Below are 14,943 nucleotides of genomic sequence, written 5' to 3'. Positions count from 1 at the left end.
GTTTAAGTAATAATTTCAAAAGTAGCAGAAGTAAAGCAAAAATTATGCAATCATTAACGGTTTTTTATGATAAAATGATTTTAGTAGTGAATTTTAATGTGTAAATAGATTTATTGGTGTTTTTATGTCCTTCTTTGTAAGGAAATAAAAATGTATTTTGTACTCTTGTAAAGCCTAACAAAAAATCTAACCTATGAAAATAAAATTACTTGTCTTTTTACTTTTCGCCTGTTTCAAATCTTTCATCCATAGCCAAAATCTTCCTCCTTATGTCCCTACAAATAGTTTGATTGCTTACTATTCCTTTACTGGAAACTCAAATGACATCAGCGGAAATGGATATAATGGTACTGCAACTGGAACGATTTTGACAACAGATAGAAATGGAAATGCAAACTCTGCTTATAGTTTTGATGGAGTATCAAGTTATATTGATGTAGCCATAGCCACCATTCCACAAAATAATTCTCCAAGAACAATCTCAGGTTGGTTCAAAACAAATTCTCCTAATTATACCGAAAATAACTATAGCGCTATATTTAATTACGGAAGTTTATCTACATCTCAAAGATTTGCACTTACTATTTATTCCAAAGGTTATCTTGATTTTATAACTGGCTCTGATTTTTCTAATAATGATCCTGGAGCACAAAATAATTATTTAGATAATGTTTGGCATTTTGTGACTGTAACCTATGATGGTACAAAGGTTTCATTGTTTATTGATGGAATCTATGTTACTGGAGCAAATATAACTTTAAACACAATTAATAAAACTTTCAGAATAGGAAAACGAATAACTGGAGATACTTATAATGAATATTTTAAAGGTTCAATAGACGATATTGGAATTTGGAATAGAGCGTTGACTCCAGCCGAAATTAGTCTTTTGTATACTTCTGAAGGCAATAATTATCAATTCACCTTAATTCCTGATTCAAATTTTGAAAATAAATTAATAGCCTTAGGAATTGATTCTGGTGTTCCTGATGGAAAAGTGCTTACTGCCGATATAGCTTTCATAACTGATTTAGATGTTTCTAATAGTAATATATCTGATTTAACCGGTATTCAGGATTTTTTATCTTTAAACAAATTATTTTGTGGAAGTAATCAATTAACAAGTATTGATGTTTCTAAGAATACAAATTTAAAACTATTATCCTGTGGATCTAATCAACTGACAAATTTGGATATTTCTAAAAATATAGAATTAACCTATTTATCATGTTCAATTAACAAATTAACGAATTTAGATGTTTCCAAAAACACTGCGTTAACTAATATATTTTGCCACACTAATTTATTAACGAATTTAAATGTCTCAAATAATCCAAGTTTAATTGAGATAGTTTGTGCTAATAACCAATTAAAGAATCTTAATGTTTCAATGAATAACTCTTTAATATCTTTTAATTGTGCCGGAAATCAATTAACAAATTTAGATATAAGTAAAAATAGTGCTTTAAACACTTTAGATTGTGCTGGAAATCAATTAACTAATTTAGATGTAAGTAGAAATACTGCTTTAATTACTTTAAGTTGCTATTCAAATCAATTAACCAATTTGGATGTAAAAACAAACACTGCCTTAACAAAATTAGATGCTGGTTCAAACCAGATCAGTACTTTGGATGTAAGTAAAAATACCGCTTTAACATTTTTGGGATGCAATACCAGTCTATTAACCACTTTGGATGTAAACAATAATACTGCATTGACTCTCCTAGATTGTCGTGAAAACAAATTGACCTCCTTGGATGTTTCTAAAATCACTACTTTAATAGAGTTGTATTGCCAATCTAATCAATTAACAAATTTAGATGTAAGCAAAAATAAAGCTTTGGAATTTTTAAATTGTTCAAAAAATCAACTAGCAGATTTGAATGTAAACGTAAATACAGCTTTGGTTGGTTTATATTGTAATTCTAACCAATTAACTAATCTAAATTTGAAAAATGGTAACAATTCTAAACTTATATATCTAAATTTTACAAAAAACCCAAATCTAAGTTGTATTCGAGTTGATGATATTAATTATTCTGATACTAATTGGTCTACCAAAAAAGACGCAACTGCAAGTTACAACACTAATTGTACTCCTTCTTTTGCTGCTATTCCTGATCAAAATTTTGAACAAAAGTTAATTGATTTAGGAATTGACACTGATGGTTTAAACGGAAAAATTACTGTTGCAAACATAAACTCAATTACCACTTTAGACCTTTCTAACAGTAATATTAAAGACTTAACCGGAATTGAAAATTTTACAGCCTTAAATATTTTAGACTGCAGTAATAATCAACTTGTTTCTTTAGATCTTTCAAAAAACACTAATCTTCAAATTCTTTATGTTACAGGTAATCCACTGGTGTATTTAAATTTGAAAAATGGAAACAATCAGAACCTAATTGTGGCATCACTAACTAGTAAAAAATTGACCAGCACAGGAGGAACAAATTTTTTAGGAATCACCACTTTAGGTTGTGTGAAAGTTGACAACGCCGCTTACTCAAACGCGAATTGGTCTAAAATTAAAGAAGCAACCACTGTCTATTCGGAAACCTGCACTTTGGGACTAGAAGAATCTGAATTTAGTAAAGCCGTTGTTTATCCAAACCCAACAAAGGGCGAAATAAACATTCTACATATTTCATTAGAAAAAGCAACTGTTTATAATGCTTTAGGACAATTGGTCAAAAAATTTAATTTGGATTCAAGCAAAACCGATAATAAGATCAATTTATCTGAACTTCCAAAAGGAATTTATTATATATACTTAATTAATCAGAACTCGGCTTCTGTTAAAAAAGTTATAGTAGAATAATTATATTGCTTATTAAAACAAAACCTCATTCTCATTGATTTGAAAATGGGGTTTTGCTTTTTAGAATACTTTAATGATTCAAAATTCCAAACTATTTAATGCTCTCATGTCGTCAGACTTTTCTCTAAATATTATTCTATTCAAAACTATAAGAACCCAGCTTTGTAATCCTATTTCAACCAATTTGCGCTTTTTTAACGACAAAAATTATTCTCAGAAAAGTGAAAAGAAAAGGAGTCCTGATGCCAGTTAAATTTATTATGAAATCATTATTTTTTTTATAAAAAACAAGTTGAAAAAATAAATTTTGTTATAAAAATAAAATTATTAGCAATTTTATGATTTTATTTGTAAGAAAATAAAATATTTTTTGTACAATTGCGAATAAACTCAAACCCCCATTTATGATACAAAACTACTTTTTTTTAAAAAATATTTCTTCTTAAAAATTGACACTCTTTCTTGTCAATAACTCATATCTCATCTTTAAATATCAATTGTCTTGATTTACATGGCAGTGCCTTTTATCTGTTGCGTTCTAGTAAATCTTGATAATTTAAAATGAAGTGAAATATTGTTATACTATTCAAAATCCCAATAATCCCCCCTCTTTATGAAAACAAAATTACTTTTATTATTGCTCTTGCTGATCGGAGTAAATTCGTTTGCCCAGACAAACTTAGTCCAAAACGGCAAACTAGAAACGTGGACAAACACCACCACCCCTGAGAATTGGACAGTTGAAAATACTGTTACAAAAACAAATGCCTTCTACGTGAATGAAACAACGAGTGCTAAACTTTCTATTACTGATAAAACATTAGCTCCCAAAATCCTAACCAAAGTTCCCATGACTGCTGGTGTTACATATACTATAAAGTATAAATATAAATATGTAAATACTAATTACAGCGGTATGCATCCGATTACTTTAAATATAAGCCAAAACGGCGCATCCAATACTTTATCAAATAATACTTTTGCGACCAATAACAATTGGACTCAAAATGAAGCAACTTTTACTGCGGACCAAAACCTTTCTTATGATTTGAGTATTTCATTATTCTCTTTTGATAACCTAAGTTTTCAAGTTTTAATAGACGATGTTAAAGTTTACGTAAAAGGAACAGAAGAATATACTCTTATTCCAGATACAAATTTTGAAAAAAGACTTATTGCTTTGGGATTAGATGATGTGGCTGATGGAAAAGTATTGACTCCAGATATAATGTCAGTTACTCAATTAAGTGTTAGCTCTAATTCTATTAGCAACTTAACAGGTATTGAGGGATTTTCCAGTTTAACAACCTTAAATTGTAATTTTAATAATATCACAGCTTTAGACCTTTCAAAAAACCCCTTGTTGACTACTTTATCCTGTAGGATGAACAAATTAAACACTATTGATGTGTCAAAAAACACTTTGTTAACCTCACTAGATGTTTATTCTAATAATTTAAATGTTTTAACTCTTTCAGCAAATAAAGCACTCAACTATTTAGATTGTTCTTCAAATAAATTGACAGCATTAGATATATCAAATAATCTAAATTTATTGACCCTAATTTGCTCTCGTAATACTCTTGGAGCTTTAGATATCACAAAACATATCGCCTTACAAAATTTAGAATGCACATATACAGGAATTCAAACATTAGATGTAAGCAATAACTCAAATTTACTTACACTAACTTGCGATGGAAACAGCATAAAAACATTAGATGTTAGGAATAGCCCTAATTTGACTTCTTTAAACTGCGAAAATAATTTATTGACTACTATTGATGTAACCTCAAATCTAGCGCTTAAATATTTAAACTGTGGTAACAATGGCAGTAGTGGTAATAAGATTTCAACATTAGATCTTTCAAAAAACACTAGCTTAACCGAGTTAATGATTCGACAACTTTCTACTTTATCAAATATAGATGTAAGCAAAAATGTCGCTCTAAAAAAAATAGATTCTTGGTTAAGCAATTTGCAATCATTAGATGTGTCAAACAACGTATTGTTAGAAACTTTAAAATTTTCTCAAAATAAGGTTACAACTTTAAATCTTAATACAAACAAACTCCTAAAAGAATTAGATTGTAGTTCTAACTTATTAACAACGTTGGATCTTAGTAATAATAAAAATTTAGTTAATTTAAATTGCTTTTCTAATAATCTAAGCAGTCTAAATGTACAAAACGGAAATAATTTAAATTTAATTTCTCCTTCTTTTAAAAACAATGTAAATCTAAACTGCATTCAAGTAGATGATGCTTCGTATGCTAACACTAAGTGGTCTACATCAAAGGATGAAAGTGCTTATTTTTCACCAATAAATTGTGCCTCAGTAATTAATGTTCCCGATCCAAAATTTGAAGATAAATTAATAGCTTTAGGTATTGACAAAGATGGTAAAAATGGAATTGTATCACTATCTAGTATTAATACAATTACGTCTCTAGACTTATCGAATAGTTCGATTACTGATTTAACTGGAATTCAAGGATTCACAGCTTTAGTATCTCTAAATAGTTCAAGCAATTTATTAAAAAAATTGGACCTTTCTAAAAATACTGCCCTTTCTAGTTTAAATTGCTCTAATAATCCATCATTGACATGTATTCAAGTTGCTGATCTTACTGTAGCAGCAAATTGGTCAACTACCAAAGATGCAATAGCAAGTTTTAGTTTAGATTGTAATGTTTATACCCTTATCCCTGATTCAAAATTTGAAGAAAAACTAATCGCTCTTAAAATCGATAGGGATGGACTAAATGGCAAAGTAAAAACTGAAAGTATATCGGGGCTACTTTACTTAGATGTTTCTTATAGTCTTATTTCCAATTTAACAGGTATTCAGGATTTTATATCTTTACAACAATTGTATGCGTATAACAATAATCTAACATCGATTGACATCTCTAAGAATACTAACTTAACTAACGTAGATCTTAGTAGTAATAAAATAGCTTTTGTTGACCTAACAAACAATGTAAATTTAACTAATATAGATTTAGGTTCTAATAAAATTACTTCCATTGACCTAACAAAGAATATAAATTTAAAGAATGTAATTGTTGACAACAATCAAATAAATAATTTGGATCTAACTAAAAACACCAAACTGACTTATTTATTAGCTAGTTCAAATAATTTAGTCGCTTTAGATGTTTCAAAGAACACAGAATTAGGTCAAATATGGTGTCAAAATAATCAGATAAGAACATTAGACTTTTCCCAAAATGCGAAACTTTATCAAGTACTTGCTAGCAATAACAAACTAGTAAATCTGAATATTAAAAATGGAGCTAATACTTTGTTAGTAACGACTAGCGGCAATAATGGAGGGCTCAATTTTACACAAAACCCTGATTTAAAATGCATTCAGGTTGACAATGTTACTTATTCAGATACTAATTGGAGCACTAAAAAAGATGCCTCCGCAACTTACTCATCAGATGCGTGTCCTGTTATTATTCCTTATACTTTAATTCCTGATTCTAATTTTGAAGATAAATTAATTGCACTAGGTATTGATAAAGATGGTAAAAACGGTAAAGTTGCCACAATGAGTATTGCCCCTTTAACAACTTTAAATGTGTCAAATAGCAACATTACAGACCTAACGGGAATTGAAGAATTTACTTCATTATCTACATTTGACTGTACTAACAACTTATTGAAAACAATAAATGTATCTAAAAATCTAGCGTTAACAAATCTAAATGTTAGTAAAAATCAATTGACTATTTTGTCAGTTACTCAAAACCTATCATTGAATACTTTAAATTGTAGTAATAATGCTATTACAGCCTTAGATGTTTCAAAAAATACATTATTAAGTAATTTAAATTGTAACTCTAATTCAATTTCGGTTTTAAATGTTTCAAACAACGCGTTATTAAGTAATTTAGATTGTAACTCTAATTCAATTTCGGTTTTAGATGTTTCAAGGAATACTAAACTTAGTATCTTAAGTTGTTCTTTCAATAAAATAATAAATCTGGACATTTCTAAAAATCTTATTTTAAAAGAACTAGAATGTTCTAACAATAATCTTTACAACCTTAATTTAAAGAATGGTAACAACTCAAATATGGAAAGAGTTATTTTTGGGAATTTTACAAGCAATCCAAATTTAACGTGTATCCAAGTTGATAATGCTGCTTACTCGACTTCAAATTGGATTGCAAAAGATGCAACCGCAAATTATTCCGAAGACTGTGTTCCTTTTATTAAATACACTCTTATACCAGATCCTAATTTTGAAAAAAAATTAATTTCTTTAGGTATTGATTCAGGTGTAGTTGATGGAAAAGTAGAAACTTCGAAAATCGCAACTTTAACTTCTTTATACATTTACAATTGTTCAATTTCAGATTTAACTGGAATTCAAGATTTTATTTCATTGGAAAGTTTAGAGTGTGGAGCAAATAAGTTGACTATTTTAGATGTTTCAAATAATTTGAATTTAAAATATTTAAATTGTAATAGTAATGCAATTACAAACATCAATTTATCGAAAAATATTGCCTTGGAGGAACTTAATTGTAATTGGAATGCTTTAACAAGTTTAGATATTTCAAAAAATATTAATTTAAAAAAGCTTGATTGTTATAACAATAAATTGACATCTCTGGATATTACAAATTCTTTATTATTAACTGATTTAAGTGCCAATTATAATGAAATAACCGCCATAGATGTTTCTAAGAACAAGTCATTAATAAACCTGTATCTAACTTATAATAAATTATCTGATATAAATTTATCTCAGAACACCTTATTAACAAAGTTTACTTGCTATGGTAACTATCTCTCAACTTTAGATCTTAGCAAGAATATTAATTTGACATCTCTATCTTGTGGTTTCAATAATTTTAAACAAATCGACTTTTCTAAAAACGTAAACCTAAAATCTTTAAGTATATCAAATAGTTATACGTTAGATAAATTAGATCTAAGTAATAATATAAATTTAGAAGAACTCTATTGCAATACAAGTAATTTTAAATATATAAATCTTAAAAACGGGAAAAATACTTTATTAAAAACTGACAAAGTTGATTTTAAAGGAAATAGTAGATTATCTTGTATCCAAGTAGATGATATTACTTATTCAACCGCAAACTGGATGACCAAAAAAGACGCAACTACAAGTTTTAATATAGAATGTAGTTATAGTTTGCCTTCAAACAATTTTACAATTGAAACTAAAGGCGAATCTTGCCTCGGTGAAAACAATGGAGAAATAAGCATCGTTGCTAAAACAACTCAAAACTATGTTGCAACTGTAAATAATAAGCCTTACACTTTTGTGAACAACAGTTTAAAAATATCTAATTTGACTCCTGGTAATTACAACATATCTATTGCCATTTCTGACGAAAATTACGAACAAAATTTTAATGTTGTTATTCAAAAAGGAGCAACGATTACAGGAAAATCAAGTGTTACATCTCAAAAAGTTGATGTTGAAATTACAGACGGAACTGCTCCTTACACTGTTTTTGTTAATGGTGTAGAAAAGTTTGAAACCAGTGATACTGCCTTTTCTATAACAGCAAAAGGAGGCGGATTGCTAGAAGTGAAAACTGCCAAAGCTTGTGAAGGAGTTTATACTAAAAACATTGAAGGCTTAGATATAGTTTTAGCTGCATATCCAAATCCTACTTCAGGAAGTTTTGCAATTGAATTACCAGGTTCCAATAAAGAAGTAATCATCGAAATAAACGCTTTAGATGGTCGTGTAATTTCAAATAAAAAATACACTTTAGAAAATGGAACTGCACAATTAACCCTTGAAAATCAACCAAAAGGAGTCTACATTGCTAAAATCTATTTAGATACTATCAAAAATGTAAAAATTATAAAAAATTAAAAATGAAGAATCTTATATATCTATCGATAATTATCACTTTATTAATTTCTTGTAGTAGTGGAGATGATTCTGGATCTACTCCAACTCCTACACCAGTTCCAGAAGCTAAAAACATAGCTCCGACAGTTCCAACATTGAAAACCCCTGTTGATAATAAACTTTGCTTAAACAATAAGGTTAATTTTGATTGGAACTATTCGACAGATGCAAATAATGATAATATTACCTATCAAATACAAATCGCCAAAGACAACCAATTCACTCAAATTGCAAAAACTGTTGAAGACGCTTCAAATTTGCTAACAATAGAATTAGAAAAAAATACTGCTTACTATTGGAGAATTAAAGCGACAGATGCCAAAGGTTTATCAAGTGCTTATTCGGTAACATTTAAATTTTATACTTCTGGTGATGCTGTTGTGAATCATTTACCTTTTGCTCCTAATCTGCTTACTCCTGACCTAAATGCCGTATTGACTACCGCAACCGCTACTTTAAAATGGGATGCCTCAGATGTAGATGCAACAGATTTACTTACTTATGTTGTCTATTTTGGAACTACAAATCCACCAACTGAAAAAGCAGCCGAAAATATAACAGCAAAAACACTTGACGTTCCGTTGGTCTCTGCCAAAGAATACTTTTGGAGAGTTGTTGTAAAAGACAATAAAGGAGGAGAAACGGTAGGACAAGTTTGGAAATTCAAAACCAACTAGATCTTTAAAACAATAAGGATTATTTAACAAAGCACCCCATTTTCATCGATTAGAAAATGGGGTGCTTTTTTGGTATTTTACTATTCTTGTTTTAAAAAATATCCTCACAGCCAAAAACTTCTTTCAGCCTCACTCCTTTCTCAGTCTGCTCAACTGTTATAATCTCGTTATGAGCATCATGTTCCAAAAACAAATAATAATTGTTTTCTGCAGCGGTATTGAGGAATTTTGATTTCTCAGGCATTGTCAATAATGGTCTTGTATCGTAACCCATAACATAAGGCAAAGGCAAATGTCCGGCGGTTGGTAATAAATCGGCGCAAAAAACAATCGTTTTACCTTTATATTGTATATGCGGAATCATCTGCTTTTCAGTATGGCCATCAACATAAAAAATTCCGAATCCCAACTCTTTGGAGACTTCAAAATCACTTTCTGGTTTCGAAATAAAATTCAATTGTCCACTTTCCTGCATTGGTAAAATATTTTCAGACAAAAAGGAAGCTTTTTCTCTAGCGTTGGGTTTTGTCGCCCATTCCCAATGATTTTGATTACTCCAGAATTTAGCGTTTTTAAAAGCGGGTTCATAACCGGTTTTGTCCTTATTCCACTGTACACTTCCACCACAATGATCAAAATGCAAATGCGTCATAAAAACATCAGTAATATCATCACGATGAAAACCATATTGAGCCAACGATTTGTCCATTGAATGTGTTCCCCAAAGCGAATAATATCCAAAGAACTTCTCCGATTGTTTATTTCCCATTCCTGTATCAATCAAAATCAATCGGTTTTCATCTTCAATTAGTAAACAGCGAGCAGCAATATCAATTAAATTATTCTCGTCTGCTGGATTGGTTTTGTTCCAAATTGTTTTTGGTACCACTCCAAACATAGCACCGCCGTCAAGTTTAAAATTTCCGGTTTCTATTGGATAAAGTTTCATTTTATTCGAAATTAAATGTGTGAAAATATAAGATTCTTAAAGAGTATCTAATAATTTATGCAATTTAGCAAAATACATTCGTGTTATTAAATCATAATAAACATTTTCTATTTTATCATTTATTATATAAATGTTACCAATCATGGAAAAAAGCATTTTATATAGTATCTTTGCAATTAATTTAGACATAATAAAGATTAGAATATATGATATTTGTTAGCAAATAGAATTTATTTTTTGAGTATGTACTAAAATATTTACATTAAATACGACAAAAAAATGATACAAGTTTCTGATACTGCCAAAAAGAAAATTATCGATTTGATGAAAGACGATGGTTTTGATGCCGCTAAAGATTTCGTGCGAGTAGGTGTGAAAAGCGGTGGATGTTCTGGTTTGTCATATGATTTGAAATTTGACAAGACCAAACACGAAGACGATAAAATATTTGTAGACAACGATATTTCAATTGCTGTCGAAAAAAAATCATTCCTATATTTAGCAGGAACCATATTAGAATTTTCAGGAGGATTAAACGGAAAAGGATTCGTTTTTAATAATCCAAATGCTAGTAGAACCTGTGGTTGCGGGGAATCGTTTTCTTTATAATAATTAAGGATTAAAAATAAAAATAATTTAAGATTAAGAATTCAAATCTTAGCCTTTAAATTTTTAAATTAAAAAAATGTCAAAATACACAGAAGACGATTTAAAAATCGAACTCGAAACTAAAGAATACGAATACGGATTTTATACTGAATTAGAATCCGAAACATTTCCTATTGGCCTAAATGAAGATATTGTGCGCGCTATTTCTCAAAAGAAAGAAGAGCCACAATGGATGACAGATTGGCGAATTGAAGCGTTTCGTGCTTGGAAAGAAATGATTGAGCCAGAATGGGCAAATGTTCATTATATAAAACCTGATTTTCAGGCAATTTCATACTATTCAGCTCCCAAAAAAGCAGATCCAAACAAAACGTTGGATGATGTAGATCCTGAACTTTTAGAAATGTACAAAAAATTAGGAATCTCAATTGACGAACAAAAAAAGATGAACAATATCGCTATGGATATTGTTGTCGATTCAGTTTCGGTTGCTACGACTTTCAAGAAAACATTGAGCGAAAAAGGAATTATCTTCATGAGTATTTCTGAAGCAATCAAAGAACATCCTGAATTAGTTCGTAAACATTTAGGTACTGTTGTTCCTCAAAAAGACAACTTTTATGCAGCCTTAAATTCGGCTGTATTCTCAGATGGTTCATTCTGCTATATTCCAAAAGGTGTTCGTTGCCCAATGGAACTTTCAACTTATTTCAGAATCAATCAAGCTGGAACTGGACAATTCGAAAGAACATTATTAATCGCCGATGAAGGTAGTTATGTTTCTTACTTAGAAGGATGTACTGCTCCAACTCGTGACGAAAATCAATTACACGCCGCAGTGGTAGAATTGATTGCACTTGAAAATGCCGAAATAAAATATTCTACTGTTCAAAACTGGTATCCGGGGAATAAAGAAGGTAAAGGTGGTGTATTTAATTTTGTAACCAAAAGAGGATTGTGCGAGAATAACGCGAAAATCTCATGGACACAAGTCGAAACTGGTTCGGCAATAACCTGGAAATATCCTTCAGTAATTTTAAAAGGTGATAATTCAATCGGAGAATTTTATTCTATTGCTGTTACCAATAATCATCAACAAGCGGATACTGGAACCAAAATGATTCATTTAGGTAAAAACAGTAAATCGACTATTATATCCAAAGGAATTTCTGCTGGAAAATCACAAAATAGCTATAGAGGTTTAGTGCAAATTAGTGCAAGAGCTGAAAACGCTAGAAACTTTTCACAATGTGACTCTTTGTTAATGGGTAACAATTGTGGGGCTCACACATTTCCTTACATCGAAAGTAAAAACCCATCGGCTAAAATTGAACACGAAGCTACGACAAGTAAAATTGGCGAAGACCAAGTTTTCTATTGCAACCAACGTGGAATTCCAACCGAAAAAGCAATTGCTCTTATCGTAAACGGATTCAGTAAAGATGTATTGAATAAGTTACCAATGGAATTTGCTGTTGAAGCCCAAAAATTACTTGAAATTTCACTTGAAGGTTCAGTAGGATAATTAACTTTGTTTAAAGTTTAAGGTTTAAAGTTGAGCAACTTAACCTTAAACAAAAAAACTTTAAACAAAATAGATGGCAACAATAAATCGATTTGAAGATTTAGAAATTTGGAAAGAGGCTAGAAGATTAGCAAAAGAAATATATGCCATTTCTTTGGAAACAGAATTGAAGAATGATTTTAAATTTAAAGATCAAATAAAAGCTTCTTCTGGTTCGGTAATGGACAATATTGCAGAAGGATTCGAAAGAAATGGAAATTTGAAATTTCGCCAGTTTTTATCGATTGCAAAAGGTTCTGCAGGAGAAACACGATCTCAACTCTACAGAGTTTTTGATTTTGGTTATATTGAAGAAAAGAAATTTGAAATTCTGAAAACAGATTTTGAAAATTTAAGTGGAAAAATAAACAATTTTATATCATATTTAAACAAGAAAGATTTTAAAGGTACTAAGTTTCAGTAATTACAAGAACTTTAAACTTTAAACTTTAAACAAATAAAACGAATGTTAAGTATAAAAAATTTACACGCTGGAATTGGCGACAAAGAAATCTTAAAAGGAATTAATCTTGAAGTAAAAGCAGGAGAAGTCCACGCAATAATGGGACCAAATGGTGCCGGAAAAAGTACCCTTTCAGCTGTAATTGCTGGAAACGAAAACTATGAAGTGACTGATGGAGAAGTATTTTTGGACGGAGAAGATCTTGCTGATCTTGCTCCAGAAGAAAGAGCGCACAAAGGAGTTTTCCTTTCGTTTCAATACCCTGTTGAAATTCCAGGAGTTTCTGTTACTAATTTTTTAAGAACTTCAATCAACGAAACTCGCAAAGCAAAAGGGTTGGAAGAAATGCCTGCCAACGAAATGCTGAAAGTAATTCGTGAAAAATCAGAATTATTAGAAATCGACAGAAAGTTTTTATCTCGTTCATTAAACGAAGGTTTTTCAGGTGGAGAGAAAAAACGTAACGAGATTTTTCAAATGGCAATGTTAGAGCCAAAATTAGCTATCCTTGACGAAACAGATTCAGGATTAGATATTGATGCACTTCGCATCGTTGCTAATGGTGTTAACAAATTGAAAAGTGAAAAAAATGCAGTAGTTGTAATTACGCACTACCAAAGATTGTTAGATTATATCGTTCCTGATTTTGTTCATGTCCTTTACAACGGAAAAATCGTGAAGTCTGGTGATGCAAGTCTTGCTCACGAATTGGAAGACAAAGGATACGACTGGATTAAACAAGAACAAGAAGCGTAAAAATTGTTTAAAGTCTAATGTTTAAAGCTATCTAATAACTTTAAACTTGTAAACCTTAAACTTGAAACAAAACCAATGGATTTAAAAGAAAAATTATTATCGTCTTTTATGGCTTTTGAAGAGCAAGTTGATGTTCACTCAGAACTTCATGATGTGCGAACACTTGCTATAAAAAACTTTGAAAATAAAGGATTCCCAACCAAAAAAGAAGAAAGTTGGAAATATACTTCGCTAGCACCTATTTTAAAAAATGACTTTAGCGTTTTCCCAAAAACAGAAAATGCCATACAATACAGTGAAGTAAAAAAATATTTTTTACACGAAATAGACACTTACAAAGTGGTTTTTGTCGATGGCGTTTTTAGTTCTCATTTGTCTTCGACTACACACGAAGGAATTGATGTTTGTTTAATGTCATCAGCATTGAACAAGCCAAAATACAAAATGGTTATTGATAGTTATTTTAACCAAATCGCTAGTAAAGATGAAAGTTTGACTTCTCTAAATACGGCTTTCGCCAATGAAGGAGCTTACATCAATATTCCAAAAAGTAAAGTAGCGGATAAACCTGTTGAGATCATGTATTTCTCTACAGGAAATGAAACTGCTCTTTTGGTACAACCAAGAAACTTGGTAATTGTTGGCGAAAACTCACATGTACAAATCATTGAACGCCACCAAAGTTTGAACAACAATCCGGTTTTAACCAATTCGGTTACAGAGATTTTTGCTCAAAAAAGAGCCATTGTTGATTATTACAAAATTCAAAATGACAATTTAGAAGCCAATTTAATTGACAATACTTATGTTTCTCAAAAACAAGAAAGTCATGTTTCAGTGCATACTTTCTCTTTTGGTGGAAACCTAACCAGAAACAATTTAAACTTCTATCACTTTGGAGAAAGATTGACAAGCACGTTGAACGGCATCACAATTATTGGCGACAAACAACATGTTGATCATTATACTTTGGTAAACCATGCGTCTCCAAATTGCGAAAGCTTCCAAGATTACAAAGGAATTTTCAGTGATCGTTCAAATGGAGTTTTCAATGGAAAAGTATATGTTGAAAAAGAAGCTCAAAAAACAAATGCTTTTCAAAAAAGCAACAACATTCTTTTGAGCGATAAAGCAACTATCAATGCAAAACCACAATTGGAAATTTTTGCTGATGATGTAAAATGTTC

At 30.3% G+C, this 14,943-nt stretch carries 9 protein-coding genes; 8 read left to right on the top strand and 1 reads right to left on the bottom strand.

Annotated elements, in window-relative coordinates; all coding sequences use genetic code 11:
- The first annotated feature begins 193 nt into the window (after positions 1–193).
- From VLC96_RS15475 to VLC96_RS15465, 3 genes are all read left to right on the top strand, one after another.
- On the top strand, positions 194–2,827 hold the full coding sequence (locus tag VLC96_RS15475) for a LamG-like jellyroll fold domain-containing protein (protein ID WP_325264349.1): 2,634 nt from the start codon (positions 194–196) through the stop codon (positions 2,825–2,827).
- A 613-nt stretch (positions 2,828–3,440) separates the two neighbouring features.
- On the top strand, positions 3,441–8,699 hold the full coding sequence (locus VLC96_RS15470) for a T9SS type A sorting domain-containing protein (RefSeq protein WP_325264348.1): 5,259 nt from the start codon (positions 3,441–3,443) through the stop codon (positions 8,697–8,699).
- A 2-nt stretch (positions 8,700–8,701) separates the two neighbouring features.
- Positions 8,702–9,415, top strand: a complete 714-nt coding sequence (locus tag VLC96_RS15465; RefSeq protein WP_325264346.1) for a glycoside hydrolase family 78 protein — start codon at positions 8,702–8,704, stop codon at positions 9,413–9,415.
- A gap of 91 nt (positions 9,416–9,506) precedes the next feature.
- Here VLC96_RS15465 and VLC96_RS15460 read toward each other — a convergent pair whose 3' ends face one another.
- Positions 9,507–10,364, bottom strand: a complete 858-nt coding sequence (locus tag VLC96_RS15460; RefSeq protein ID WP_325264344.1) for an MBL fold metallo-hydrolase — start codon at positions 10,362–10,364, stop codon at positions 9,507–9,509.
- 279 nt (positions 10,365–10,643) lie between these two features.
- Here VLC96_RS15460 and VLC96_RS15455 point away from each other — a divergent pair, with 279 nt between their 5' ends.
- The 5 genes from VLC96_RS15455 to VLC96_RS15435 form a co-directional block, all read left to right on the top strand.
- Positions 10,644–10,973 carry a HesB/IscA family protein gene (locus tag VLC96_RS15455; protein ID WP_325264342.1) on the top strand — a complete coding sequence of 110 codons (330 nt, stop codon included), beginning with the start codon at positions 10,644–10,646 and terminating at the stop codon, positions 10,971–10,973.
- Positions 10,974–11,049: 76 nt separating this feature from the next.
- Positions 11,050–12,498 carry a Fe-S cluster assembly protein SufB gene (sufB, locus tag VLC96_RS15450; RefSeq protein WP_325264341.1) on the top strand — a complete coding sequence of 483 codons (1,449 nt, stop codon included), beginning with the start codon at positions 11,050–11,052 and terminating at the stop codon, positions 12,496–12,498.
- Positions 12,499–12,571: 73 nt separating this feature from the next.
- Positions 12,572–12,961: a four helix bundle protein gene (locus VLC96_RS15445; RefSeq protein ID WP_325264339.1), complete on the top strand. Its 390-nt coding sequence runs from the start codon at positions 12,572–12,574 to the stop codon at positions 12,959–12,961.
- A 42-nt stretch (positions 12,962–13,003) separates the two neighbouring features.
- Positions 13,004–13,756: a Fe-S cluster assembly ATPase SufC gene (sufC, locus tag VLC96_RS15440; RefSeq protein WP_325264337.1), complete on the top strand. Its 753-nt coding sequence runs from the start codon at positions 13,004–13,006 to the stop codon at positions 13,754–13,756.
- A 75-nt stretch (positions 13,757–13,831) separates the two neighbouring features.
- A partial coding sequence (locus tag VLC96_RS15435) for a SufB/SufD family protein (protein ID WP_325264335.1) occupies positions 13,832–14,943 on the top strand: 1,112 nt, incomplete at its 3' end.

Origin of the sequence: Flavobacterium sp., from assembly GCF_035456085.1 — a bacterium.
Classification (GTDB): domain Bacteria; phylum Bacteroidota; class Bacteroidia; order Flavobacteriales; family Flavobacteriaceae; genus Flavobacterium.
Note: the sequence above shows the minus strand (reverse complement) of the source record. Positions and strands in the feature narration are given on the sequence as shown.

Excerpts from the sequence above, each read along its gene's own strand:
- VLC96_RS15455 (WP_325264342.1), top strand. The coding sequence starts at position 10,644 with ATGATACAAGTTTCTGATACTGCCAAAAAGAAAATTATCGATTTGATG.
- VLC96_RS15470 (WP_325264348.1), top strand. The coding sequence starts at position 3,441 with ATGAAAACAAAATTACTTTTATTATTGCTCTTGCTGATCGGAGTAAAT.
- sufC (WP_325264337.1), top strand. The coding sequence starts at position 13,004 with ATGTTAAGTATAAAAAATTTACACGCTGGAATTGGCGACAAAGAAATC.
- VLC96_RS15460 (WP_325264344.1), bottom strand. The coding sequence starts at position 10,364 with ATGAAACTTTATCCAATAGAAACCGGAAATTTTAAACTTGACGGCGGT.
- sufB (WP_325264341.1), top strand. The coding sequence starts at position 11,050 with ATGTCAAAATACACAGAAGACGATTTAAAAATCGAACTCGAAACTAAA.
- VLC96_RS15445 (WP_325264339.1), top strand. The coding sequence starts at position 12,572 with ATGGCAACAATAAATCGATTTGAAGATTTAGAAATTTGGAAAGAGGCT.
- VLC96_RS15465 (WP_325264346.1), top strand. The coding sequence starts at position 8,702 with ATGAAGAATCTTATATATCTATCGATAATTATCACTTTATTAATTTCT.
- VLC96_RS15475 (WP_325264349.1), top strand. The coding sequence starts at position 194 with ATGAAAATAAAATTACTTGTCTTTTTACTTTTCGCCTGTTTCAAATCT.